Source organism: Luteimonas sp. A482 (assembly GCF_054072655.1).
Genome location: NZ_JBSVRO010000003.1, coordinates 198,612 through 223,415, shown reverse-complemented (window position 1 = coordinate 223,415; position 24,804 = coordinate 198,612). Strand labels below are relative to the sequence as shown.

Annotated in this window: 24 protein-coding genes and 1 pseudogene; 14 read left to right on the top strand and 11 right to left on the bottom strand. The window is 70.8% G+C overall.

The features are described from left to right. Positions 1-72: 72 nt before the first annotated feature. Together ACW5DW_RS11755 and ubiK are read right to left on the bottom strand one after the other, a co-directional pair. Positions 73-1,587, bottom strand: a complete 1,515-nt coding sequence (locus tag ACW5DW_RS11755) for a YifB family Mg chelatase-like AAA ATPase (protein ID WP_457019076.1) — start codon at positions 1,585-1,587, stop codon at positions 73-75. 10 nt (positions 1,588-1,597) lie between these two features. Then, entirely contained in the window at positions 1,598-1,876 is a 279-nt protein-coding gene (gene ubiK, locus ACW5DW_RS11750) for a ubiquinone biosynthesis accessory factor UbiK (RefSeq protein WP_457019075.1), read from the bottom strand. Positions 1,877-2,041: 165 nt separating this feature from the next. On the opposite strand from ubiK, the gene ACW5DW_RS11745 reads away from it, so the two are divergent. Together ACW5DW_RS11745 and ACW5DW_RS11740 are read left to right on the top strand one after the other, a co-directional pair. Then, complete coding sequence (locus ACW5DW_RS11745) at positions 2,042-2,380, top strand: P-II family nitrogen regulator (RefSeq protein WP_457019073.1); 339 nt, start codon at positions 2,042-2,044, stop codon at positions 2,378-2,380. Positions 2,381-2,527: 147 nt separating this feature from the next. After that, on the top strand, positions 2,528-2,782 hold the full coding sequence (locus ACW5DW_RS11740; RefSeq protein WP_457019071.1) for an SHOCT domain-containing protein: 255 nt from the start codon (positions 2,528-2,530) through the stop codon (positions 2,780-2,782). A 68-nt stretch (positions 2,783-2,850) separates the two neighbouring features. On the opposite strand, the gene speE is transcribed toward ACW5DW_RS11740, so the two are convergent. Further along, positions 2,851-3,708 (bottom strand): polyamine aminopropyltransferase, encoded by an 858-nt coding sequence (gene speE / locus ACW5DW_RS11735; protein ID WP_457019070.1) that lies wholly within the window; start codon positions 3,706-3,708, stop codon positions 2,851-2,853. 244 nt (positions 3,709-3,952) lie between these two features. Between speE and speA the strand changes: the two genes are divergently transcribed. Beyond that, a complete protein-coding gene (speA, locus tag ACW5DW_RS11730; RefSeq protein ID WP_457019263.1) occupies positions 3,953-5,842 on the top strand; it encodes an arginine decarboxylase in 1,890 nt (629 codons plus the stop codon). A 228-nt stretch (positions 5,843-6,070) separates the two neighbouring features. Then, complete coding sequence (locus ACW5DW_RS11725; RefSeq protein ID WP_457019069.1) at positions 6,071-7,024, top strand: MBL fold metallo-hydrolase; 954 nt, start codon at positions 6,071-6,073, stop codon at positions 7,022-7,024. On the opposite strand, the gene ACW5DW_RS11720 is transcribed toward ACW5DW_RS11725, so the two are convergent. From ACW5DW_RS11720 to radC, 5 genes are all read right to left on the bottom strand, one after another. Beyond that, positions 7,025-7,777, bottom strand: coding sequence for an SDR family NAD(P)-dependent oxidoreductase (locus ACW5DW_RS11720; RefSeq protein ID WP_457019068.1), 753 nt, complete (start codon positions 7,775-7,777; stop codon positions 7,025-7,027). A gap of 167 nt (positions 7,778-7,944) precedes the next feature. Beyond that, a complete protein-coding gene (locus ACW5DW_RS11715; RefSeq protein ID WP_457019066.1) occupies positions 7,945-8,361 on the bottom strand; it encodes a hypothetical protein in 417 nt (138 codons plus the stop codon). Between the two features lie 33 nt (positions 8,362-8,394). Then, complete coding sequence (locus tag ACW5DW_RS11710) at positions 8,395-9,135, bottom strand: SPOR domain-containing protein (RefSeq protein WP_457019064.1); 741 nt, start codon at positions 9,133-9,135, stop codon at positions 8,395-8,397. A gap of 12 nt (positions 9,136-9,147) precedes the next feature. Next, positions 9,148-10,836 (bottom strand): arginine--tRNA ligase, encoded by a 1,689-nt coding sequence (gene argS / locus ACW5DW_RS11705; RefSeq protein ID WP_457019062.1) that lies wholly within the window; start codon positions 10,834-10,836, stop codon positions 9,148-9,150. 61 nt (positions 10,837-10,897) lie between these two features. Beyond that, on the bottom strand, positions 10,898-11,572 hold the full coding sequence (gene radC, locus ACW5DW_RS11700) for a RadC family protein (protein ID WP_457019060.1): 675 nt from the start codon (positions 11,570-11,572) through the stop codon (positions 10,898-10,900). Between the two features lie 195 nt (positions 11,573-11,767). On the opposite strand from radC, the pseudogene coaBC reads away from it, so the two are divergent. The 3 genes and pseudogenes from coaBC to ACW5DW_RS11685 all read left to right on the top strand — a co-directional run bounded on the left by coaBC (position 11,768) and on the right by ACW5DW_RS11685 (position 15,803). Continuing rightward, positions 11,768-12,975 (top strand): annotated as a pseudogene (coaBC, locus tag ACW5DW_RS11695) (bifunctional phosphopantothenoylcysteine decarboxylase/phosphopantothenate--cysteine ligase CoaBC). Next, on the top strand, positions 12,972-13,442 hold the full coding sequence (gene dut, locus ACW5DW_RS11690) for a dUTP diphosphatase (protein ID WP_457019058.1): 471 nt from the start codon (positions 12,972-12,974) through the stop codon (positions 13,440-13,442). The pseudogene coaBC and the gene dut overlap by 4 nt, the downstream one beginning before the upstream one ends. Before the next feature lie 21 nt (positions 13,443-13,463). Continuing rightward, positions 13,464-15,803, top strand: a complete 2,340-nt coding sequence (locus tag ACW5DW_RS11685; RefSeq protein WP_457019056.1) for a phosphomannomutase/phosphoglucomutase — start codon at positions 13,464-13,466, stop codon at positions 15,801-15,803. 311 nt (positions 15,804-16,114) lie between these two features. Here ACW5DW_RS11685 and ACW5DW_RS11680 read toward each other — a convergent pair whose 3' ends face one another. Further along, positions 16,115-17,236: a Gfo/Idh/MocA family protein gene (locus ACW5DW_RS11680; RefSeq protein ID WP_457019054.1), complete on the bottom strand. Its 1,122-nt coding sequence runs from the start codon at positions 17,234-17,236 to the stop codon at positions 16,115-16,117. 84 nt (positions 17,237-17,320) lie between these two features. Between ACW5DW_RS11680 and ACW5DW_RS11675 the strand changes: the two genes are divergently transcribed. Next, entirely contained in the window at positions 17,321-18,568 is a 1,248-nt protein-coding gene (locus ACW5DW_RS11675) for a TIGR03862 family flavoprotein (protein WP_457019053.1), read from the top strand. A 283-nt stretch (positions 18,569-18,851) separates the two neighbouring features. Here the strand turns inward: ACW5DW_RS11675 and ACW5DW_RS11670 are convergent, their stop codons facing one another. Both ACW5DW_RS11670 and pyrE read right to left on the bottom strand, forming a co-directional pair. After that, positions 18,852-19,496 carry a hypothetical protein gene (locus tag ACW5DW_RS11670; protein WP_457019051.1) on the bottom strand — a complete coding sequence of 215 codons (645 nt, stop codon included), beginning with the start codon at positions 19,494-19,496 and terminating at the stop codon, positions 18,852-18,854. A gap of 25 nt (positions 19,497-19,521) precedes the next feature. After that, positions 19,522-20,184 carry an orotate phosphoribosyltransferase gene (gene pyrE / locus ACW5DW_RS11665; protein WP_457019050.1) on the bottom strand — a complete coding sequence of 221 codons (663 nt, stop codon included), beginning with the start codon at positions 20,182-20,184 and terminating at the stop codon, positions 19,522-19,524. 127 nt (positions 20,185-20,311) lie between these two features. Between pyrE and ACW5DW_RS11660 the strand changes: the two genes are divergently transcribed. The 6 genes from ACW5DW_RS11660 (at position 20,312) to ACW5DW_RS11635 (ending at position 24,578) form a co-directional block, all read left to right on the top strand. Continuing rightward, a complete protein-coding gene (locus ACW5DW_RS11660; RefSeq protein WP_457019049.1) occupies positions 20,312-20,686 on the top strand; it encodes a hypothetical protein in 375 nt (124 codons plus the stop codon). 47 nt (positions 20,687-20,733) lie between these two features. Beyond that, positions 20,734-21,507 (top strand): cytochrome-c peroxidase, encoded by a 774-nt coding sequence (locus tag ACW5DW_RS11655; protein WP_457019047.1) that lies wholly within the window; start codon positions 20,734-20,736, stop codon positions 21,505-21,507. A 60-nt stretch (positions 21,508-21,567) separates the two neighbouring features. Next, positions 21,568-21,918 (top strand): zinc ribbon domain-containing protein YjdM, encoded by a 351-nt coding sequence (locus tag ACW5DW_RS11650; protein WP_457019046.1) that lies wholly within the window; start codon positions 21,568-21,570, stop codon positions 21,916-21,918. A 301-nt stretch (positions 21,919-22,219) separates the two neighbouring features. Next, positions 22,220-23,020, top strand: a complete 801-nt coding sequence (locus tag ACW5DW_RS11645) for an exodeoxyribonuclease III (RefSeq protein ID WP_457019044.1) — start codon at positions 22,220-22,222, stop codon at positions 23,018-23,020. Continuing rightward, the gene (locus ACW5DW_RS11640) at positions 23,017-24,318 is read left to right on the top strand and encodes an AmpG family muropeptide MFS transporter (protein WP_457019043.1); all 1,302 of its coding nucleotides are present in this window, start codon (positions 23,017-23,019) and stop codon (positions 24,316-24,318) included. Before ACW5DW_RS11645 ends, ACW5DW_RS11640 begins: the two co-directional genes overlap by 4 nt. Further along, the gene (locus ACW5DW_RS11635) at positions 24,315-24,578 is read left to right on the top strand and encodes a hypothetical protein (RefSeq protein ID WP_457019041.1); all 264 of its coding nucleotides are present in this window, start codon (positions 24,315-24,317) and stop codon (positions 24,576-24,578) included. Before ACW5DW_RS11640 ends, ACW5DW_RS11635 begins: the two co-directional genes overlap by 4 nt. Positions 24,579-24,804: the final 226 nt, after the last annotated feature.

The following is a 24,804-nucleotide window of genomic DNA, read 5'->3' as shown; positions in this document are numbered from 1 at the left end:
CTCCAGGCAGGTTGAACCGGAGAGGATACGGCCCGGGCGGCGGTGGTTGCGCCCGCCGGTCGTCCTGCCCGCTCAGGCCGCCTGCCGCGCCGCGCCGCGATCGGCGGGGCGGTAGCCCAGGGCCTCGGTGAGATGCGAGCTGGCGATGGCGGGGCTGCCGGCCAGGTCGGCGATGGTGCGGGCCACGCGCAGGATCCGGTGCATCGAGCGTGCCGACAGGTGCAGCGCTTCGATCGCGCGCTCGAGCAGCGCCTGGTCATGTGCCTGCAGCCGGCACCAGGCCATGGTGCCGGCCTGCGACAGCTGCGCGTTGACGCAGCCGGCGCGCTGCTGCTGGATGGCCCGTGCGGCTTCAACGCGTTCGCGGATCGTGGCGCTGCACTCGCCCTGCGGCGCATCGGGCCGGAGTTCGGCCGGCGGCAGCCGCGGGACATCGACGTGCAGGTCGATGCGATCCAGCAGCGGCCCCGAAATGCGGCCGCGGTAGCGCGCGATCGCCTCGCCCGAGCAGCGGCAGCGGCCGGAGCCGTCGCCGGCCCAGCCGCAGGGGCAGGGGTTCATCGCCGCCACCAGCTGGAAGCGCGCGGGAAACTCGCTCTGCCGCGCCGCGCGCGAGATCGTCACCACGCCCGACTCCAGCGGTTCGCGCAGCACTTCCAGCGCATGTCGCTGCCACTCGGGCAGTTCATCCAGGAACAGCACGCCGTTGTGGGCCAGCGAGATCTCGCCGGGCCGTGGCTCGCCGCCGCCGCCAACCAGGGCGACCGCGCTGGCGGTGTGGTGCGGGGCGCGGAACGGGCGGATGCGCCAGCAGGCCGGGTCCAGCCCGCGGCCGCTGACCGAGGCGATGGCCGCGGTCTCCAGTGCCTCCGCCTCGCTGGCCTCGGGCAACAGCCCGGGCAGGCGCGAGGCCAGCAGGGTCTTGCCGCAGCCCGGCGGACCGACCAGCAGCAGGTGGTGGCCGCCGGCGGCGGCAATCTCCAGCGCGCGACGGGCCTGGGACTGGCCGCGCACGTCGCGCATGTCGGGCCGCTCCGGCGCGCGCTGCTGGGGCGCGACGGCATCGGGCAGGATCTTGCTGCCGCCAAGCAGCGCGCAGACCTCGAGCAGCGTGCGGGCGGTCACTGCCACGCGTCCTGCGGCCAGCGCTGCCTCGGGACCATTGGCTTCCGGCACCACCAGGCGCCGTCCCGCCTGCGCCACCGCCAGCGCCGCAGGCAGGATGCCGTCGACCGGGCGCAGCTCGCCGGTCAGGCCCAGCTCGCCGATGAATTCATAGGCGGCCAGCGGCTCGCGCGGGATCTGGCCGCTGGCGGCGAGGATCCCCAGCGCGATCGGCAGGTCGAAGCGGCCGCCGCACTTGGGCAGGTCGGCCGGGGCCAGGTTGACGGTGATGCGGCGCGCCGGGAATTCGAACTGGGCGCACTGGATCGCCGCACGCACGCGGTCCTTGGCCTCGCGCACCGCCGCCTCCGGCAGCCCGACGATCGACATCGACGGCAGTCCGCCGCCGAGGTGGACCTCGATCTGGACCGGGGGCGCGCGCACGCCGGCACGCGCGCGTCCATGCACGAGCGCAAGCCCCACGGCGGCGGGCTTAGTGGGCCGGCGTGCGGGGAGCCGGGCCGGACCCGGCCTGGCGCGTTTCGAGGTCCGCCACGACCGCTTGCAGCTGCTCCAGCTTCTCGCGGGTGCGCAGCAGCACCGCGCGCTGCACCTCGAACTCCTCGCGGGTGACCAGGTCGAGCTTGGACAGGCCCGACTGCAGCACCGCCTTGAAGTTCTCCTGCAGCTCCTCGCGACTCTCGCGCAGTCCCGGCGGGACCAGGCCGCTGAGGCGGCGGGCGAGGTCGTCGATGTGGTTGAGGTCGATCATGCCGCTGCTCCGGTGCGTGGATGCGTCCAGCTTCGTCCGCGCCGCGTGAGGATGCAGTCGGTAGCTGGCGCGGCCGGCTGTAGGAAAACTCCGACCGCCGGCGAGGGTATGCTAACGCCGCGCCGCGACTGCCGTGGCGACCAACCGGATCCGTGGAGCCCGCAGATGAAGATGGTGATGGCGATCATCAAGCCGTTCAAACTCGACGACGTGCGCGAGGCGCTGGCCGAGGTCGGCGTGGCCGGCATCACCGTCACCGAGGTCAAGGGCTTCGGTCGCCAGAAGGGCCACACCGAGCTCTACCGGGGCGCCGAGTACGTGGTCGACTTCCTGCCCAAGGTCAAGCTCGAGATCGCGGTCACCGACGACCAGGTCGAGCCGGTCACCGAAGCCATCGTCAAGGCCGCCGGCACCGGCAAGATCGGCGACGGCAAGGTGTTCGTCTACGACCTCGGCCGCGCAGTGCGGATCCGTACCGGCGAACTGGACGGCGACGCGCTCTAGCGCAAGCGGCGGCCCCGATGCGGCCGCCGGTCGGATTTCACGCCTCCTTACCGTCCGCGCCCGGACCCGGGCGTAGAGTGGATCGGCCGCCCGGCTGTGGACGGCATGGGACCGCGCCCTGCCGCGGGGACATGACGGAGAACGGCAATGAGGAGAACCAGGAGCCTGCTTGGGACGGCCGCGCGCACTGCGGTCATCACCGGGACAGCCAAGGCGGTGATGGGCAGGGGTGGCAACGCACCCTCGGCGAAAGCACCGGCCGCGCCGGCCGCCGCTGCAGCGCCGGCGGGCATGACCGAGGACAAGATCGCCCTGCTGCAGAAGCTGGGCGATTTGCAGAAGGGCGGCCTGCTGAGCGAGGAGGAATTCGCGGCCGAGAAGGCCAAGATCCTTGCCGGCTGAGTGCTTGCCGGCAGCGTGCGTGATCCGGGAACGGCGCTGCCGGCCCCGGATCGCGCCGCGCGGTTTCTTCAACCCTGCGCTTCGCCCAGCGCCTCGGCCACGAACGGCGGCAACACCTGCGCGCCCTTGTGGATGTCGGCGCTGTAGTACTTCGTGGCGAACGTCTTGGCGCGCGCATCGGCCTCGCGGAAGTCGAAGCCCTGGCCCTTGCGCGCCAGCGTGCAGCTCCACCAGCCCGAGGGATAGCAGGGCTGGGGGAAGGGCAGGGTCTGGAACGTGGCGAAGCCGGCCTTGCCCATTTCCGTGCGCATCTCGCGGATCAGGTCCAGCAGCACCAGCGGCGATTCGGACTGCTGCACCAGGATGCCGTCGTCCCTGAGCGCGCGAAAGCAGCTTTCGTAGAAGGCTCGGTTGAACAGGCCTTCGGCCGGGCCGACCGGATCGGTGGAGTCCACGATCACCACGTCCAGGCTGGCGGGCGCGGCGTTCTGCATGTACGCGATGCCGTCGTCGAACAACACCTCGGCGCGCGAGTCGTCATTGGATTCGCAAAGTTCGGGGAAATACTTCTCCGCCATGCGCGTGACCTGCTCGTCGATGTCGCACTGCACCGCCTTCGCCACGCCCGGATGCCGCAGCACCTCGCGCAGGGTGCCGCAGTCGCCGCCGCCGATGATCACGACATGCTTCGGATCCGGGTGCGTGAACAGCGCCGGGTGCGACATCATTTCGTGGTAGAGGAAGTTGTCGCGCGTGGTGACCATCATCGCGCCGTCGATCAGCATGACGTTGCCCCAGTCGGTCGATTCGAAAATCTCGATCTTCTGGAACGGTGACTGCACCTCGTCGAGCTTGCGCGTGATGCGGAAACCGATCGACGAGCCGGTCGGCTCGAACTGTTCGTGCAGCCAGCTGCTGGCGGTCATGGGGCGCGTCCTGTGGTGCGGGTGGAGTCGGCAACGAGCCGGGCGCGACATTGGCGCGCCGCGGCGGGCGCGCATTGTAGCGGACCGTTGACGACGGCCCCGCGACAGTGCGAAACCGGCACGTCTCCCTGGCGAGTTCCGGCGCCCATGCGTGCGCGCGCGGTTTTTCGCCCGGGAATTGGCCCTGGCACGGCCGCGGCGCCGCAGGGCCTAGAATGTCCGGCCTGATCCACGGATGCCTGCGATGACCGCCTGGTCGCCCGAGCACGCGCGCAAGACCTACTCGATCCCGCACTGGTCCGAAGGCTATGTCGATGTCGACGCAGCCGGCCGCGTCCTGGTGCGCCCGCTGGGCGAGGCGGGCATCGCCGTCCCGCTGCCGGAGATCGTCGACAAGGCCATGGAGCGCGGCGCCAAGCTGCCGCTGCTGGTGCGCTTCCCCGACATCCTCGGCGACCGCCTGCGCAAGCTGCAGGCCGCGTTCGAGCAGGCGCAGGCCGCCAACGGCTACAGCGGCGGCTACACCGCGGTCTATCCGATCAAGGTCAACCAGCACGCTGCGGTCGCCGGCACGCTCGCCTCGCACCACGGCGAGGGCTTCGGCCTGGAGGCGGGCAGCAAGCCCGAGCTGATGGCGGTGCTGGCGCTCTCGCGTCCGGGCGGACTGATCGTGTGCAACGGCTACAAGGACCGCGAGTACATCCGCCTGGCGCTGATCGGGCGCAAGCTCGGCCTGGACACCTTCATCGTGGTGGAAAAGCCGTCGGAGCTGCGCCTGATCATGGAGGAGGCGCAGGCGCTCGGGGTCGAGCCCGGCATTGGCGTGCGCATGCGCCTGGCCTCGCTGGGTGCCGGCAAGTGGCAGAACAGCGGCGGCGACAAGGCCAAGTTCGGTCTTTCGCCGCGCCAGGTGCTGGACCTGTGGAAGGCGCTGCGCGATGCCGGCAAGAGCGACTGGCTGGGCCTGCTGCACTTCCACATGGGCTCGCAGATCTCCAACGTGCGCGACATCGCCAACGGCATGCGCGAGGCCACGCGCTACTTCGTCGAGCTGTCGAAGCTGGGCGCGAAGATCAGCCATGTCGACGTCGGCGGCGGCCTGGGCGTGGACTACGAGGGGACGCGCTCGCGCAGCTTCTGCTCGATCAACTACGGCCTGGACACCTACGCCGGCAACATCGTGCAGCCGCTGGCCGCGGCCTGCGAGGAACACGGCCTGGCGCAGCCGCGCATCGTCACCGAATGCGGCCGCGCCATGACCGCCCACCACGCCATGCTGGTGGCCAACGTGGTCGAGGTGGAGCAGGCGCCCGAAGGCCGCGTGCCCGACGTACACGACGACGAGCCAGGCGTGATCCGCCACCTGCGCGTGATCCACGCCGAACTCGACGAACGTCCACCGGTGGAGCTGTTCCACGAGGCGCAGCATTTCCACGCCGAGGGACTGGCCGCCTATGCGCTGGGCCAGGTCGACCTGGTGCACCGCGCGCGCATCGACGACCTGTTCTACGCCATCGCCCACGGCGTACGCGCGCGCCTGAGCTACGACGAGAAGAACCATCGGGTCGTGCTCGACGAGCTGGCCGAGCGCCTGGTCGACAAGTACTTCGTCAACTTCAGCGTGTTCGAATCCATGCCCGACGTGTGGGCGATCGACCAGGTGTTCCCGATCATGCCGATCGAGCGCCTCGACGAGATGCCCGAGCGGCGCGGCATGATCGCCGACATGACCTGCGACTCGGACGGCAAGATCGACATCTACGTCGAGAACGAGGGCCTGGACAGCTCGCTGCCGCTGCACCCGCTGGTGCCGGGCGAAAGCTACCGGCTGGCGTTCTTCCTGATCGGTGCCTACCAGGAGATCCTCGGCGACATCCACAACCTGTTCGGCGACACCGATGCGGTCGAGGTCAGGCTGTCCGGCGACGGCTATGCCATCACCCAGCAGCGCCGCGGCGACACCACCGACGTGATGCTCGACTACGTCGGCTACAAGCTCGACGACCTGCGCCGGATCTACCGCGCGCGGGTGGGCGCGGTCGACCTGGGCAAGGGTGAAGCCGCACGCCTCAACGAGGCGCTGGAGGCCGGACTCACCGGCTACACCTATCTGGACGCTTCGCCGCTGGAGTGAGCGTCGTTGCGGCGACGCGACGCGACACGCCGCGTCGCCATCGCCGAGGGCTGCCACGTGGATCGCGCGACGCGAGCGCCATGCTCCCGCTCGGCGTGTGTGGATGCGTGCTCGACGTGCGGGAACTACGGGATGCATGTGCCGCGTGGTCCGCTATCGCATGCGGCGTGGTGCAGGTCCAAGGCTTGCTATCCTCGCCGCTCGACAGGGACGCAACCGGGGATTGGAATGGCAAGCCGAACGACATCACCACGCAGCCTGCTGGCGCTCGCCGGCGCCATCTTGATCGCGTGCGCGGCCTGCACGCAGCCGTCGCCGCAGACCGGCGCACAGGCCGACCCGCCTGTTACGGATGCCGCGCCTGTGCCTTCGCCCGACGTGCATCGGTTCACCATCGGCGCGCTGCAGGCAGCCGTGCTGCGCGACGGCGACATCACCCTGCCCAATGACGGTTCGATCGTCGCCATGGGCGAGCCCAAGGCCGAGGTCGACGCGCTGCTGGCGGCTGCCGGCGAGTCCACCGACCCGCTCCGCCTGGCGATCCAGGGATTGCTGGTGGAGGCGGGCGAGCGGGTGGTCCTGTTCGACACCGGCGTCGGCGCCGCCGAGTGGGCCGACGGCGGGCGGTTGCTGCCGTCGCTGCGCGCAGCGGGCTTCGAGCCGGCGCAGGTCACCGATGTGTTCATCAGCCATGCGCACCAGGATCATGTCGGTGGCCTGGTCGATGGCGACGGCCAGCCCGCCTTCCCCAATGCGACCGTCCGGCTGTCGGAGCCCGAATGGGCCGCGCTGCGCGCAGACGAGGGCCAGGCGGCGCTGGCGCAGGCGATCGCCCCGCAGGTGCAGGCCTTCGCCCCCGGCGTGCAGGACGTGGTGCCGGGCGTGAGCGCGGTGCCGGTGGACGGGCACACGCCCGGGCACAGCGCCTATCTGATCGGCGAGGGCGATGCGCGCCTGCTGTACATCGGCGACAGCGCCCACCACCACGTGATCTCGGTGCAGCGACCGCGCTGGACGATCCAGTTCGACGGCGACGCACCGCTTGCCGAGGACAGCCGCGAGGCGCTGCTGGCGCGCGCCGCTGACGAAGCGCTGCCGGTGTCCTCGCCGCACTTCCCGTTCCCGGGCGTGGGCCGGATCGAACGTCGCGACCACGGCTTCGCCTGGGTGCCGGCGCCGTGATCAGCCGGCGCGATGCACCTGGAACCCGGCGAACGACTGCGTCACCGGCATGATCTCCAGCCGGTTGATGTTGAGGTGCGGCGGCAGGGTGGCGACGTAGTGGATCTGGTCGGCGATGTCCTCGGCCGTCATCGGCTGGGCGCCGGAGTAGAGCCGGTCTGACGCGCCCTGGTCACCGCCGGTGCGCACCAGGGTGAACTCGGTTTCGGCCATGCCCGGCTCGATCGAGGTCACGCGCACGCCGGTGCCGTGCAGGTCGGCGCGCAGGCCGAGCGAGAACTGGGTGACGAAGGCCTTGGTGCCGCCGTAGGCGTTGCCGCCGGGATAGGGATAGCTGCCGGCGATCGAACTGATGTTGATGATCGCGCCGCGACGCTCGATCAGCGCCGGCAGCAGGCGGTGGGTAAGCGTGACCAGGGCGGTGATGTTGGTGTCGATCATCTGCCGCCACTGCGCGAGGTCGGCGTGCTGCGCCGGCGCCGTGCCGAGCGCCAGCCCTGCGTTGTTGACCAGCACGTCGATGCCACGGAAATCCGCAGGCAGCGCATCAAGCGCGGCGTCCATCGCGACGGGGTCGCGGATGTCGAAGGCGGCCACGTGCAGGCGCTCGCTGCCGTGCGCGTCCACCAGCGCCTGCAGGCGCTCGGCGCGCCGCCCGGTGGCGACCACGCGCCAGCCGTCGTCGAGGAAGCGCCGCACCGCGGCGGCGCCGAAGCCGGCGGTGGCGCCGGTGATGAGGATGGTCCTGGGCATGGGGGGATTCTATGCCGGGGACGGGCCCCCACCCCAACCCTCCCCCGCACGCGGGGGAGGGAGCAGTAGCCTGCAGGTCGTGGCGCTTTGGGGTTTCCCTGGACGCATGGACTCCCTCCCCCGCGTGCGGGGGAGGGTTGGGGTGGGGGCGAACGGAGCCACGGCAGTCACGACGCTCCGCTCCCGCCCGAAGGCTTCGGCGCCGCCTTCACGGCCTTCCCCGCGCCCGCCTCGTCCTGTCCCGCGCCCGCCGCGCGCTTGCGCCCGGTCGCCGACTTGCCGCGGGTCCTGGCCTTGGTCGCGCGGTGCTTTTCCAGCATGCCCTCGGCCAGCACCACGTCCTCGGACAGGATGCCCGCGGCCTTGGCGATCGCGATCCGCGCCTGCGCTCGGTTTTCGTCGGGATTGGCCTGCAGCAACTCGCGGATCGCCTCGCGCAGCGCGCGGTCGGCGCTGCGCTTGAGCTGCAGGTCGTTGCTTTCCCGGAACAGCGCCAGCAGGGCGTCGACGACGGGTTTGATCAGTGCGGCTTCGATCGCCATGGCGGTGTCTCCTCGAACACCGCCAGTGTCGGGCCGCGCCATCGCGAGGCCTGCGACCGGCCTGCGACGGGCCGCTCAGTTCGCCTTGATCGCGAGCGCCGGCAGGCCGCCGTTGCCCAGTTTCTGCTTGGCCTCGGCCAGCGCGGTGGCGGTGCCGTAGGGGCCCATTCGCACGCGGTAGACGGTCTTGCCGTTGGCGGTGCCCGATTCGACCCGCGCGCTCAGGCCCAGCAGGGCGATGCGCGCCTTGAGCGTTTCGGCATCGTCCGACGCACTGAACGAACCGGCCTGGAGGATGTAGCGGGCGCCGTCGGATGGGGTCGCAGCCGCCGTCGCGGGGGTCGCGGCGGCCGCAACTGCCGGCGGCGTCGCGGGCGGGGTGGTGGCCTGTTCGGCCGCGGCCACCTGCTGCTCGCGCTGGCGTTGCGCGGCCAGGGTGCGGCGCTGGCGCTCGGCTTCCTCGCGTGCGCTGGCGGCCAGCTCGGCGTCGGTCAACGCCACTTCCTGCTCGGGCAGGACGGTGTAGAAATCGTATTCGGGGACTTCGGGCGCCGGGGTCGCCGCTGCGGCTGGACGACGCCCTGGCGTCGGCGCCTGGTCCGGCACCTCGTCATCGTCGGTCGCACGGACCGGCGGCTGCGCGGCCGTGTTGGGCTGCGGGCGAAAGAAGCCGTCGTTGCCGTCGGACTTGAGGTAGCGCGGCACCACCAGCACCGCGACCAGCGCGATCACGATGCCGAGGATCATCCACGCCCAGCCCGGCAGCCCGTTGCCGTCGTTGCGCCTTGCCTGCGATTTGCCGCGTCTTGCCGCCATCGTGCTACTGCCTCACATCCGTTCGGGCGCGTTGACGCCCAGCAACTGCATGCCGTTGGCCAGCACCTGCCGCACCGCCAGCGCCAGCGCCAGGCGCGCGTCGCGCACGCTGGCATCGTCGACCAGGAACTGATGGTCGTTGTAATACGTCTGGAACCCCTGCGCCAGTTCGAGCAGGTAGGCCGCGATCAGGTGCGGTTCAAGCTGCTCGCCGGCCGCGGTCACGATCTCCGGCCAGCGCGAGAGGTCGATCAGCAGGTCGCGAAGCGGGCCGTCGCCCAGGTCCAGCGGCTGCGCCAGGCCGTTGCCGAGGTCGAAGGCCAGGCCGCGCTCGTCCACCTGCCGCAGCAGTCCGCAGATGCGCGCATGCGAAAGCTGCACGTAGTAGACCGGGTTGTCGAGCGACTGGCTGCGCGCCAGGTCGATGTCGAACACCAACTGCGAATCGGGCCGGCGCGCGACCAGGAACCAGCGCACCGCGCCCATGCCGACTTCGTCGATCAGGTCGCGCAGGGTCAGGTAGCTGCCGGCGCGCTTGGACAGCTTCACTTCCTCGCCGCCGCGCATCACCGTGACCATCTGGTGCAGCACGTATTCCGGATAGCCCTGCGGGATGCCCTTGTCCAGCGCCTGCAGGCCGGCCTTCACCCGCGCCAGCGAGCCGTGGTGGTCGGCGCCCAGCTCGGTGATCGCGCGCTCGTAGCCGCGCTGCCACTTGGACAGGTGATAGGCCACGTCCGGCACGAAGTAGGTGTAGGTGCCGTCGGACTTGCGCATCACGCGGTCCTTGTCGTCACCGAAGTCCGTGGTCTTCAGCCACAGCGCGCCGCCCTCTTCGTAGGTGTGGCCGTTGGCTGTCAGCGCGCGCACGGTCTCTTCCACCTTGCCGCCGGTGTACAGCGAGGACTCGAGGAAGTAGACGTCGAACGACACGCCGAAGGCGGCCAGGTCGGCGTTCTGTTCGCGGCGCAGCCAGGCCACGGCGAATGTGCGGATCGCGTCGAGGTCGTCGGCATCGTCCTTGCCGGTGACCAGATGGCCCTCGATCTCGATGCTGTCGCCGCGCAGGTAGGCGCTCGCGACGTCGCCGATGTAGTCGCCGTTGTACGCGTCGGGCGGCCAGGCGTCGTCGCCGGGCTTGAGGCCCTTTGCGCGCGCCTGCGTGGACAGCGCCAGGTTGTTGATCTGCACGCCGGCGTCGTTGTAGTAGAACTCGCGGCGCACGTTCCAGCCGTTGGCGTCGAGCACGCGCGCGATGCAGTCGCCGATCACCCCGGCGCGGCCATGGCCGACGTGCAGCGGGCCGGTGGGATTGGCCGAGACGTATTCCACGCCAGCGGTGCGTCCGGCACCGCTGGCGTTGCGCCCGTAGTTGGCGCCCTGCGCGTGCACGTCGGCCAACTGCTGGCGCCAGGCTTCGGCCGAGACGCGGAAGTTGAGGAAGCCCGGCCCGGCGATCTCCACCGCGGCGATGTCGCCACCCTGCGGCAGCACGTCCACCAGCTGTTGTGCCAGCGCGCGCGGGTTGGATTTCGCCGGTCGGGCCAGCAGCATCGCGGCGTTGGTCGAGAAATCGCCGTGCGCACGATCCTTCGGCCGCTCGACGACGAAGTCGGGCACGGCAAGGTCGGCCGGCAGGGCACCTGCGTCGCGCAGGTCGGCGATGGCCTGTTCGATCAGGCCGCGGAGCTTGGATTTCACGGGGTCGGCGTCAGGGTTCGACAGCCGGGTATTGTACGCGAGCGTACCTCCCGCCCCGGCCTCACACCCAGCCGCGCGCGGCCAGCGACACCGGCGCGCCGTCGCCGATCACGAAGTGATCCAGCAGGCGCACGTCCACCAGCGCCAGCGACTGCTTGAGCTGGGCGGTCACCGCGCGGTCGGCGGCGCTGGGTTCTGGATTGCCGCTGGGGTGGTTGTGGCCGACGATCACCGCGGCGGCGTTGTGCGCCAGCGCGCGCCGCACCACCTCGCGCGGATGCACCTCGGCGCCGTCGATGGTGCCGCGGAACAGTTCCTCGAACCCCAGCGCGCGGTGGCGCGTGTCCAGGAACAGCACGGCGAAGACCTCGATCGCCTGGCCGCGCAGGCGCTGGGCGAAGTAGCGGCCGGCCGAGGCCGGGTCGGTGAGCGCCTCGCCGCGTTCGAGTCCGGCGGCGAGCCAGCGGTTGCACAGCTCCAGCGCCGCCGAAAGCTGGCTGGCGCGCGCCGGCCCCAGGCCGGGCAGGCGCGCCAGCTCCGGCGCCGGCAGCTCCAGCAGACGCCGCAGCGGGCCGTGGCGCTCCAGCAACTGGCGGGCGGTGGTCACCGCGTCCTGGCCGCGCAGGCCCGAGCCCAGGAAGATCGCCAGCAGCTCGGCGTCCGAGAGCACGCCGGCGCCGCGCGCCAGCAGTTTTTCGCGGGGACGTTCGAGGCTGGGCCAGTCGCGGATATGCATGATCGATGCTCGGAGAACGGGCGCTGGCGGCCGGCGCGAGGGCCAGGCGGGACAGGGGAAATCGCGTCGGGCGCCGCATCGGCCCGGCCGCCAGCATGGCCACGATTGGAGCGCAGCGGCCGCGACGGCGCAGCCGGGCGTCGACCCGCCATCGGGTAAGCTGTCGGCCGGATCCGGCGTAGGACTTTCCTGACGATGGCAGCGCAGCGCGGCCTGCGAGGACAACGCCTGCTGCTGTGCGTCTGCGGCGGCATCGCGGCGTACAAGGCGGCCGAACTGGTGCGCCGGCTCGGCGATGCCGGGGCCACCGTGCAGGTGGCGATGACCGACAGCGCGCAGCGCTTCGTCGGCGCGCAGGCCTTCCAGGCGCTGAGCGGGCGGCCGGTGCGCACCAGCCTGTGGGATGCGGCGGCGGAAGCCGCGATGGGCCATATCGAACTGGCGCGCTGGGCCGACCGCATCGTCGTCGCGCCGGCCACCGCCAACACGCTGGCGAAGCTGGCGCATGGGCTCGCCGACGACCTGGTCAGCACCCTGTGCCTGGCCACGACCGCGCCGCTGGTGCTGTGCCCGGCAATGAACCACCGCATGTGGCTGCACCCGGCCACCCGGGCCAACATCGCCCTGCTGCGCGAGCGCGGCGCGATGCTGATCGGGCCGGAGGACGGGCCGCTGGCCGAGGGCGAATCCGGGCCGGGCCGGCTCAGCGAACCGGCCGCGATCGTCGCCGCGCTGGAGGCCGCATGAACGGGCCACTGTCGGGCAGGCGGGTGCTGGTGAGCGCCGGGCCGACCTTTGAAGACATCGATCCGGTGCGCTTCGTGGGCAACCGCAGCAGCGGCAAGATGGGGTTCGCCGTGGCCGCCGCGGCGCGCGCGCTGGGCGCCGAAGTGGTGCTGGTGGCCGGTCCCGTGCACCTGCCCACGCCCCAGGGCGTGCAGCGCATCGACGTGCGCTCGGCCGCGCAGATGCATGCCGCGGTGCTGGGCGCGCTGCCGGCCGACGTCTACATCGGTGCGGCCGCCGTCGCCGACTTCAGCCCGCGCAGCGTGTCCGAACACAAGATCAAGAAGACCGCCGGCAGCGACACCCTGGTGCTGGAGCTGGTGCGCACGCCCGACATCCTGGCCGAGGTCGCCGCGCATCCGCGGCGGCCTGCGCTGGTGGCCGGCTTCGCTGCGGAAACGCACGAGCTCGAGCACTACGCGCGCGGCAAGCTCGACAGGAAGAAGCTCGACCTGATCGCCGCCAACCTCGTCGGCGCGGCCGAAGGCGGCTTCGAGCGCGACGACAACGCGCTGGTCGTCTACTGGCAGGGCGGCGAGCGCCGGCTCGGCCCCGCGCCCAAGACCGAGGTCGCCGCGCAGCTGGTCCGCCTGATCGCGGAGCGACTCCCGGCATGACCGGCAATCCCGGTTTCGTGCTGCAGGTGAAGCTGCTCGACGCCCGCTTCGGCGGGCAATGGCCGCTGCCGTCGCACGCCACCGAAGGCAGCGCCGGGCTCGACCTGCGTGCCGCGCTCGACGCCTCGCTGGCGCTGGCGCCGGGCGATGCCGCACTGGTGCCGTCGGGCCTGTCGATCCACATCGGCGATCCGTCGCTGTGCGCGGTGATCCTGCCGCGCTCCGGCCTCGGCCACAAACACGGCATCGTGCTCGGCAACGGCACCGGCCTGATCGACGCCGACTACCAGGGGCCGCTGCTGATCAGCGTGTGGAACCGCGGGCGTGACACCTTCACCATCGAACCGGGCGACCGCATCGCGCAACTGGTGATCCTGCCGGTGGTGCGGGCGCAGCTGCAGGTCGTGGATACTTTCAGCGACAGTGCGCGCGGCGCGGGTGGCTTCGGCCACACCGGCGTGCGCTGACAGGGGACAGGGGACAACGACATGAGCGATACGAGCGGATCATCCAGGGCACGTGTGTTCGCGCAGGCACGGCCGTTGCTGCCGTGGCTGGCGTTGGCCGTGGCGCTGCTGGCCGTATGGCTGGCCTGGAGCGGCTGGCGCGGGCTGCAGGAGGAGTCGCGCCGCAACAGCGCAAGCCTGGCGCGCGACACGGCCGCGAGCGTGGCCTCGTCCAACCTGGGCGGCGAACGCAAGCGCATGGAGGAACACCTGGCGCGTTCCGACGTGCAGGCTGCACTGCAGGCGGGCGATCTCGAAGCCGCGGCCCGGGCATTGGCCGTGGACTGGCCGCACCTGGAGCAGGCGCAGATGCATCCGGCCGACCTGTCCGCACGCTATGCGGCCCTGCCCGAGGGCGGGTTCGGGCCGGTGTCGGTGCTGGAGGCGGCGCTGGTCGAGGACGCGCCGGTGGTGTCGGTGATCCGCGTCGGCGAAGGCGCGCGCGTGGCCGTGGCTGCGCCTGCCCGGGTCGGCGACACGCTTGTCGGCGTGGTGCTCGTGCAACTGCCGCTGTCGCGCGCCACCCTGGGGCTGGAGGCGGTGGACGTGGACCCGGCCACCTATGTCGCCCTGCGCCAGGGCGGGTTCACCCTGCTCGAGCGCGGCGACGCGGCCCAGGCCGAGGCGGCTGAACGCATGGCGGTGCCGGTGACCGGGACCTCGCTGCGCGTGGCCGCCGCACTGCCGCCCGCTGTCACCGCGCCGTTGGGGCTGGAGGGCACGCCGCTGTTCGTGGCCGTGGGTGGACTGCTGCTGCTGGCCTACCTGCTGTGGCGCCTGCCCGCGCCGATGCGGCGCGCACTGGAAGCGCAGGCGCCCGAGGACGGCCCGACGCCGACGCTGGCCGAGACGCTGATCGCCGCACCCGCGGGCGATGTCGCTTCACCGGGCGCCGAGACGGTGCCCGCCATCGTCCTGAAGGACTCGCCAAGGCCTGCCCCAGTGAACATCGATCGCAGCATCTTCCGCGCCTACGACATCCGCGGCATCGTCGGCCAGACCCTGGATACCGGCGTGGCCGAGCTGATCGGCCATTCGGTCGGCTCGCTGATGCACGAGCAGGGCCTGGACGACATGGTGGTCGGCCGCGACGGCCGCCTGTCCGGACCCGACATGGTCGCCGGCCTGATCCGCGGCCTGCGCAAGGCCGGGCGCAACGTCATCGACATCGGCCTGGCGCCGACCCCGGTGATCTACTTCGGCGCCTTCCACCTGCGCACCGGCTGCTGCATCTCGGTCACCGGCAGCCACAACCCGCCCGACTACAACGGCTTCAAGATCGTGGTCGGCGGGCACACGCTGTCGGGCGACGCGATCACCGACCTGCATGCGCGCATCGCCGATGGCCGCCTGCATGACGCACCGGAGCCCGGCGATTCCAGCGAGCGCGACATCGGCGATGCCTACGTCGAGCGGATCAGCAACGACGTGCAGCTGGCGCGGCCGATCAAGGTCGTGGTCGACGCCGGCAACGGCGCGGCCGGCGAGATCGGCCCGCGCGTGCTGGAGGCGATCGGCGCCGAGGTCATCCCGCTGTTCTGCGAGATCGACGGCACCTTCCCCAACCACCATCCCGATCCCAGCGATCCACACAACCTCGTGGACCTGATCGACACGGTCAAGCGTTTCGACGCAGACCTCGGCATCGCCTTCGACGGCGACGGCGACCGCCTCGGCGTGGTGACCAAGGACGGCGAGAACATCTATCCCGACCGCCTGCTGATGCTGTTCGCGGCCGACGTGCTCGATCGCAACCCGGGCGCGGTGATCGTGTACGACGTCAAGTGCACCGGGCGCCTGCCGGGCCACATCCTGCGCCACGGCGGCAGCCCGCTGATGTGGAAGACCGGGCACTCGCTGATCAAGGCCAAGATGCGCGAGACCGAGGCCGAGCTGGCCGGCGAGATGAGTGGCCACTTCTTCTTCCAGGAGCGCTGGTACGGCTTCGACGACGGCATCTATGCCGCCGCGCGGCTGCTGGAGATCCTGGCGCTGGATCCGGGCGAACCCAGTGCGGCGCTCAAGGCGCTGCCGGGCGGCGTATCGACGCCGGAGATCAAGGTCGAGGTCGCCGACGGCAACCCGCATGGCTTCGTCGAGCGCTTCCAGAAGCAGGCCAGGTTCGAAGGTGCGCGCCTGTCCACCATCGATGGCCTGCGCGTGGACTGGAACGACGGCTGGGGCCTGGTGCGCGCCTCCAACACCACCCCGGTGCTGGTGATGCGCTTCGACGCCGACGACCAGGACGCGCTGGACCGCATCGTGGCCGACTTCCGCGCGCAGATCGCGCGGGTCGATCCGGAGCTGCAGCTGCCGTTCTGACGCGCTGGTGGCGATCGTCGACGTGTGCCCGCAGATGCGGCTTTCGGTCTTGCCCGGGCGACGTCAACCGTCTTTCAACCCGTTGTATCAGCTGTCATTTCGACCGCAGGGAGAAATCTCGCCGCCCGCGCGACCGGGTTGAGATTTCTCCCTGCGGTCGAAATGACAGACTTGCTGCGGTCGAAATGACAGACTTGGGGGGTTGCGCCGCGCACGGCGCGGCGCCTGGTCCGGGCCACGTAGCCCGGGGCAAGCGCAGCGCACCCGGGTCACGCCGCAACTGGCGGCGCCGCCGATTGGCGCCTCGCCGCTCAGCCCTGCACGATCTCCACCCGCTTGCCGTCGGCCTTGGCCGAGGCGAACGCCGCATCCAGCACGCGCAGGTCGCGCAGGCCTTCCTCGCCCGGCGCGCGCGGCTGCGTGCCGCCGATGATCGCCAGCGCGTCCTGGTCCATCTGCTCGGCCTGCATGCGCGGGGTCTTGCCCAGCTGCGGCTCGAACACGGTGCCGTCGCTGGCGCGGCCGGCGTTGCCTTCGTAGCCCTGGAACGGGGTCATGGTGTACCAGCCGCGCTCGCAGTCGACCTGCAGGGTGTTGAGGTTGTGGCCGAAGCTGGTCACGCACTCGGCCACGATGTCCTCGGGGAACTCCAGCCGGAAGCGCATCGTCTCGTCCACGCCCTTGAACAGCTCGCGGCGCGCGGTCTCGTCCCAGGCCTGGACCGCGATCGGCTCCATCCCGGTGGAGTAGCGCGCGGCGTTGATGCAGTACACGCCCATGTCGTACATCGCGCCGCCGCCGCGCACCGGGTCGAGGCGCCAGGCCTCGTCGGCGCCGTCGCGCCAGCCGAACCAGCCGGCGTCGGCGCGCAGCTTGATGATCCTGCCGAACGGCCGCTCCTTCGCCATCGCCATGAAGCGGCGCGTGTTGGGTTCGTGCTGCATGCGATAGCCGACGGCCAGCTGCACGCGGTTGTCGCGGCAGGCCTTGATCATCGCCTCGCCTTCGGCCGCGTTCATCGCCATCGGCTTCTCGCACCACACATGCTTGCCTGCCTTGGCCGCGACCAGGGCCAGGTCCTTGTGCACGTGGTTGGGGGTGGCGATGTAGACCACGTCGACCGCCGGGTTGTCGGCGATGCGGTGGAAATCCTCGTAGGAGTAGACGCTGCCGTCGGCGATGTCGTACTTGCCCTGCCATTCATCGAGCTTGGGCGGGGTGCCGCTGACCAGGCCGGTGAGCTGGCAATGTCTGGTCAGCTGCAGCGCCGGCGCGAGCAGCTGTCCGGCGTAGTGGCCGAGGCCGACCAGGGCCACGCCGATCTTGCGGTCCTGCGCCAGTCCGCGTGGCGTCCAGGCCGCCGCCGCGCCCGCCGCCGCCATCGACTGCAGCGCTGCGCGCCGGGTCCAGCCGTTGCTGCCTTGCTTGCCCATCGTGTACTCCCTCCTCCCGGGTGTCGCCTGCATGTTAGCGCTCACCCGGACCGGCCGGGGCCGTCGGCCGGCGATAATGCGCACATGCATGGCCTGCACACCCGACGCGTCGCGGTGGTCGGCGGCGGCCCGGCCGGGCTGATCGCCGCCGAGCGCCTGCGTGCGGCTGGACTGGCGGTGGACCTGTACGAGGGCAAGGGTTCGGTGGGGCGCAAGTTCCTGATTGCCGGCAAGGGCGGGCTCAACCTCACCCACTCCGACCCGCCGGACCTGTTCGCCAGCCGCTACCGCGAGCGCGAGGCCGAAGTCGCGCGCTGGCTGGCGCGTTTCGATGCGCAGGCGCTGCGCGAGTGGGCGCGGGATCTTGGCGTGGAGACCTATGTCGGCACTTCGGGCCGGGTGTTTCCCCTCGACCGCAAGGCCGCGCCGCTGCTGCGCGGCTGGGTGCGGCGTCTTCGGGAGCAGGGCGTGGCGTTCCATGTGCACCACCGCTGGCTTGGCTGGGCCGAGGATGGCGCGCTGCGCTTCGGCACGCCTGACGGCGGGCGGCAGGTGTTCGCAGATGCCACCGTGCTGGCGCTGGGCGGTGCCAGCTGGCCGCAGCTGGGCAGCGATGGCGGCTGGGTGCCGGCACTCGTGGCGCGCGGCGTGGAGGTCGCGCCACTGCGTTCGGCCAACTGCGGGTTCGATGTCGGCTGGTCGGCGCATTTCGCGCAGCGCCACGCCGGCGCGCCGCTCAAGCCGGTGGTCGTGCACTGGTGCGATGCGCAGGGCCATGCGCATGCGCTGCAGGGCGAGTGCGTGGTGACCCAGACAGGGCTCGAAGGCAGCGTGATCTATGCCGTTTCGGCGACGTTGCGCGCATTGATCGAGCGCGACGGTTACGCCGATCTCGCCCTGGATCTGGCGCCCGGGCGCGAGGAACCGGCGCTACGGCAGGCGCTGGCGCGCCCGCGCGGCGGCCGCAGCCTGTCCGAGCACCTGCGCCGCAGCACCGCGCTGCATGGCGCCAAGGCCGGGCTGCTGCGCGAGGTGCTTGGCCCCGAAGCGATGCAGGACGCCGGCCGCCTGGCCGCGACGATCAAGCGCCTGCCGCTGCGCCTGCTGCGCCCGCGCCCGGTCGCCGAGGCGATCAGCAGCGCCGGCGGCGTGCGCCTGGAAGCCCTGGACGAACGGCTGATGCTGCGCGCGCTGCCGGGAGTGTTCGCCGCCGGCGAGATGCTGGACTGGGAGGCGCCGACCGGCGGCTACCTGCTGACCGCCAGCTTCGCCAGCGGCCTGGTCGCGGCGGACGGGGTGATCGACTGGCTGGGCCAAGCGGCAACCAGCTGATCGCGCCGCGCAGCAAGTCCGAGGACACGTGTGGTGACAGCTGACTTGTCATCCCTCGCAAGCCAGGGACGGGCTTGGCGGCAGGCCGATGCGCGATGCGGGCATGGGCGTGGACGAAGTCACCATGGATCCCTGCTTGCGCAGGGATGACGGGGCGGGTGATGCGTTCGGGCGGGGCCGTGCCTGCGTTCGCCGGTCGAAACCGCAGGGTCCCCGATGGGCTGCCCGGTGGCCTTATCCCTCCGTCCGGGCCGGACGCAGGGCGCCTGCCCTTGAAGCCCGCCTAACCCCTCTTGGGCGTCCGCAGCGCGTGGTAGCGCTCGACGGCGTGCTCGAGTTCGGCGTCGAGCGAGGCGCGTTCCTCCAGCTGCTGGCGCATGATCGCCTGCTGGCGCCGCAGGTCGGCGTGCTGGGACCGGATGTTGCCGGCCAGTGCCGGGGCCACCGGCTTGCCCTGCAGCTCCACGTCGTTGGCCTGGCGCAGCAGCGAGACCAGGCTCTGGCGCAGGTTGGCCACGCCCATGCGCGAGGTCTTCAGGCCCTCGTCGACCAGCACGATGCGGTCGCCGAATGCGCTGCGCAGGTCGGCCTCGGTTTCATAGGACTCGGCCATCGCCCGCTCGCGGCGCAGGCGCGCGGCCTGCGCGTTGGCGGCGATGCGGTCCAGGTGGGCGGCGTCCTCGGCGACGGCGCGCTGCTCGGGCGTGAGCTGCTCGCCCAGCCGGGCCAGCGGGCGGCCGCTGCTGGCGCTCAGTTCGGTGCGCGCAGCGTCCACCGCCTCGGGCGGCAGCGCGTCGCCGCAGACCTTGCGGCCGTTCTCGTTCCAGCAGTAGAGCTTCTTCTCGGCCTGCGCCGGGCGGGCCTGGGCCTGGACGGCCGTGGGCAGCACGCACAGTGCCGCAATGGCCAGCATTGCCTGGATCTTCATCGAATTCCGCCCCCCGCGGCTCGAATCAGCGATGGATGTCGCGGACGCCATATTGCACCCGATAGGCCAGCAGGCGTGAACGCTCGTCGGCGAGCGATGCACTTGCGTCGGCAAAAGCCAGCAGGTCGTCCAGCGTGGCCACCGCGATCACCGGGATCCCGGTCTCCGCTGATACCGCCTGCGCGGCCGACTGCGACTGGCGCTCGCCGGCGATTTCCTGCCGGTCGAGCGCGATCACGATCCCGACCGGCGTGCCGCCGCCGTCGCCGATGATGGCCAGCGCCTCGCGGATCGCGGTGCCGGCGGTGATCACGTCGTCCACGATCAGCACCCGGCGCCCGGCCAGCGGCGCGCCGATCAGGCTGCCGCCCTCGCCGTGTGCCTTGGCTTCCTTGCGGTTGAACGCCAGCGGCAGGTCGCGGCCGCGGCGCGCGTATTCGCAGGCGAGCGCGGTGGCCAGCGGGATGCCTTTGTACGCCGGGCCGAACAGCAGGTCGAAGTCCAGGCCCGCGGCGTCGATGGCATCCGCATAGCAGCCGGCCAGCACGGCCAGCGCCGCGCCCGAATCGAAGCGGCCTGCGTTGAAGAAATAGGGGCTGCTGCGGCCGGACTTGAGGGTGAACTCGCCGAAGCCCAGGGCCTCAGCCTGCAATGCCAGGCGCAGAAACCGGGTGCGATGGTCGGGCATGGCGTGTGCAAGGCGGCCGCGGGGTCGCCATGGTAGCAACCCGGACGGCATTGACCCGGATCAACGCCAGGCTGACGTGGGATGGCCTATGGTCAAGCGGACGCAATCCCTGTGGCGGAGGAGTGACATGCGGAATCGGTCCAGGCTTGGGCTGGCGATCGTGGCGACCCTGTTGGTGGCGGTGGCCTGCGGGCAGACCGACGACGATCGCGCCGCGCCGGCCGATGGCAGCGCGGACACGGCGACGACTGCGGCACCGGCGGCAACGTCGACTGCGACCGCGACTGCGACCACTCCTGCCGGCGGACCGGTCACGACCGATGGCGTCCCCGGCACCGCGCCGACCGCCGCGGCCGCTGATCCGGCCGCCGCCGCCGCGGCCCTGTTCGGCACCATTCCCGAGCGCGTCGAGGAACTGCGCGGCAAGCCGTTGTCGGCCGAACAGGTCGAGCTGGGCCACATGCTGTTCTTCGATCCGCGCCTGTCGCGCCCAGTCAGCTGATCACCTGCAACACCTGCCACAGCATCGGCACCGGCGGCGCCGACAACGTGCAGGTCTCGATCGGCCACGGCTGGCAGCGCGGCCCGCGCAACTCGCCGACCGTGTTCAACGCGGTGTTCAACGCCGCCCAGTTCTGGGACGGCCGCGCCGCCGACCTCGCCGAGCAGGCCAAGGGCCCGGTGCAGGCCAGCGTCGAGATGAACAGCACGCCGGACCTGGTGGTGCAGACGCTGCAGAGCATCCCCGAATACGTCGACCGCTTCGGCAAGGCCTTCCCGGGCGCGACGCCGGTGAGCTTCGACAACATGGCGCTGGCGCTGGAAGCCTTCGAGGCCACCCTGGTGACGCCCGATTCGCGCTTCGACCGCTGGGTGCTGGGCGACGAGGGCGCGATCGACGCCACCGAGCGTCGCGGCCTGGAGCTGTTCGTCTCCAGCGGCTGCGCCTCGTGCCACAACGGGCGCAACTTCGGTGGCCAGACCTACTTCCCGTTCGGCGTGATCGAGCGCCCCGGCGCGGACATCCTGCCGTTGGGCGACAAGGGCCGCTTCGAGGTCACCGCCACCGCCAGCGACGAGTACGTGTTCCGCGCCGCGCCGCTGCGCAACGTCGAGCTGACCGCGCCCTACTTCCACAGCGGCCAGGTCTGGGACCTCGAGCAGGCGGTGGCGATCATGGGCACGGCGCAGCTGGGCCGCGAGCTCAACGACGAGGAAGCCAGGGCCATCGCCGCCTTCCTGCGCACCCTGACCGGGCGCCAGCCGACCGTGCAATACCCGATCCTGCCGCCGAGCACCGCGCGCACGCCGCGGCCGGAATAACCGGCGCAGGCTGGCTGGATGCGACAATCCCGGGTTCCCTGCTGAAACCAAGGAGCCCGGATGTCCGGCTTGCCCGCCTGCCCGCAATGCGCATCGACCTACACCTACCAGGACGGCGCGCTGCTGGTCTGTCCCGAATGCGCGCACGAATGGTCGCCGGCCGAACAGGCCGAGCAGGCCGCCGCGGAGCAGGCCGCTGCCCAGGTCCGCGATGCCAACGGCACGCCGCTGGCCGATGGTGACAGCGTGGTCGTGATCAAGGACCTGAAGGTCAAGGGCTCCTCGCTGGTGGTCAAGGTCGGCACCAAGGTCCGCAGTATCCGCCTGGTCGAGGGCGACCACGACATCGATTGCAAGATCGACGGCATCGGCCAGATGGGCCTGAAGTCGGAGTTCGTGCGCAAGGCTTGAACTCCCGATACCTGCACGAAGCCGTGTTTGCCACGGATGACGCGGATTACGCCGATGTGGGTTGGTCGCTTCTGTCCCTTCTTGCCCCTGATCCGTGAAATCCGCGAAATCCGTGGCTGAGCTGCTTCGCACCACCATCGCCCGGTCAGGGCCGCGGGCCTCATCTGGGCGGGCACCACGTTCATCCGCGTCATCCGCGTGAATCCGTGGCCTCTCCGTCATTGACCTTGCGGAGGCTCCGGCAGAGGGCGGTCACCGGGATTTCGGCTAGGCTTGCGCGACGCTTTCCGCAGGCCCCCGCATGCGCATCATCAGCTTCAACGCCAACGGCATCCGCTCCGCTTCGACCAAGGGTTTTTTCGGCTGGCTGGAAGCCCAGCAGGCCGACATCGTCTGCCTGCAGGAAACCAAGGCGCAGGAACACCAGCTCGCCGATCCCTGCTTCCGCCCGCTCGGCCACTGCTACTACCGCGACGCGATCACCAAGAAGGGCTACAGCGGCGTGGCGATCTACAGCCGTCGCGAGCCCGACGAAGTGCGTACCTCGCTGGGCTGGGCGCCGTTCGATGACGAGGGCCGCTATATCGAAGCGCGCTACGGCAACCTCAGCGTGGTCTCGTTCTACATCCCGTCGGGTTCGTCGGGCGAGTTGCGCCAGGGCTTCAAGTTCGAGGTGATGGCCTGGCTCAAGCCGATCATGGACGAGTGGCTGGCCAGCGGGCGCGAGTACGTGCTCTGCGGCGACTGGAACATCGTGCGCGCGCGTAACGACATCAAGAACTGGACGTCGAACCAGAAGAACTCCGGCTGCCTGCCGCCCGAGCGCGCCTGGCTCAACGGCATGATCGCCGACGCGCACGGCGACGGCCTGGTCGAGCCGCCCGCGCGCGGCTGGAAGGACAGCTTCCGCGTCGCCAAGCCCGATGCGGTCGAATACACCTGGTGGAGCAACCGCGGCGCGGCGCGCGCCAACGACGTCGGTTGGCGCATCGACTACCAGCTGGCGACGCCGGGCATCGCCGAATCGATCACCGGCTGCTTTGTGGCACCCGAGCCGCGCTTCTCCGACCACGCGCCCTACGTCGTGGACTACGACGCGTGAGTGGCGCCAAGCCGTCGACCTGGAAGGCGTTCACGCAGCCCGCGGCGTGGACGATGTTCTTCTTCGGCTTCGCCTCGGGCATGCCGTTCCTGCTGGTCGCCGGCACGCTCGCGTACTGGCTCAAGGAAAACGGCATCGAGCTGCGCAACATCACCCTGATCGCCAGCGCCGGCATGACCTACTCGCTCAAGTTCCTGTGGGCGCCGCTGGTCGATCGCTGGCGCCTGCCGCTGCTGGGCCGGCTTGGCCAGCGCCGGGGCTGGCTGCTGCTGGCGCTGGTGGTGGTGACCGCCGGCCTGCTGATGATGGCCGAGCTCACCCCCGATCGCCTCGCCGCCTTCGTGTGGATCACGCTGATGACCGCCTTTGCCGGCGCCACGCTCGACATCGCGGTGGACGCGTACCGCGTGGAGATCGCGCCGAGGGAATCGCAGGGCGCGCTGGTGGCAACGTACTCGCTGGGCTATCGCATCGCCCTGATCGTCACCGGCGCGCTGGCGCTGGTGCTGGCCGACCACGTGGCCTGGCCGGTGGTGTACCGCGTGATGGCGCTGGTGATGCTGGTCCCGATCGTCGCGGTGCTGATCGCGCGCGAACCCGACGTGCTGCGGGTGCGCGCCGAGACCTGGGCGCAGGGCCTGCGCGAGGGCGTGGTCGAACCCTTCGCCGATTTTTTCAGGCGCTTCGGTGGCTCGCTGGCGCTGGGGCTGCTGGCCTTCATCCTGCTGGCCAAGATCTCCGACCAGTCGCTGGGCGGCGGCATCATGGCGCCGTTCTACCTCGACCAGGGTTTCACCAAGACCCAGATCGCGGCGGTGTCGAAGGTGTACGGGATCTGGGTCGGGATCGCCGGCGTGTTCCTCGGCGGCATCGCGGTCGCGCGCTGGGGCGTGAAGTGGCCGCTGCTGGCCGGCGTGATCCTCGGCGCCGCCAGCAACCTGCTGTATCTGTGGCTGATCGGCGCCGACGGGGATGTGTGGAAGCTGACCTTCGTGATCTCCGGCGAGAACCTCGCCCAGGGCTTCCAGGGCACCACCCTGGTGGCCTTCCTGTCGGCTCTGGTCAACCAGCGCTTCACCGCCACCCAGTACGCGCTGTTCTCATCGCTGGTGATGCTGCCGGGCAAGGTCCTGAGCGCGGTGTCCGGCGGGATTGTCGAGGTCACCGGCTACGGGGTCTACTTCACGATCACCACCCTGGTGGCGGTGCCGGCGGTGGCGCTGTTCTTCTGGTTGAAACCCAGGCTGCTGTTGTCGGACGATGGCGCGGCCACCTCGTCACGGGAAGCGCCGGGATGACCGACATCGTGCTCAAGGATGCCGACCCGATCCTGTTCGACCGCATCCGCCGCGTGGCAGATGCGCGCGGATGGGACCTGCCGCATGCGCTGCAGTACCTGCTCGAGCAGGGCCTGCACATGTACGAGGGCGACGGGTCGGTGCGCTTCGACAACGACGAAGCCGACGCGCTGCAGGCGATGGTCAGGGCGCTGGAGCAGGTGCCCGACGATCCGGGCTATGCGGCAATCGGTCGGGTGCGGCGGATGGACGAGGGCTGAGCGGAAGGGTGCTGGGGCCTGCACAGGCGCTCGCGCCTGTCAGTTCGCCGGACCGACATTCCTTCTGTCATTTCGAACCCTGTTGTCATTTCGACCGCAGGGAGAAATCTGCGACCCGGTCGCCCGACCCTCCGGCGCTGCCTGCGTCCAGGACCCGGCGGCCTGCGGGAGATTTCTCCCTGCGGTCGAAATGACAGTAGGGGCTGCGACAGCGGGAAGTACTGCG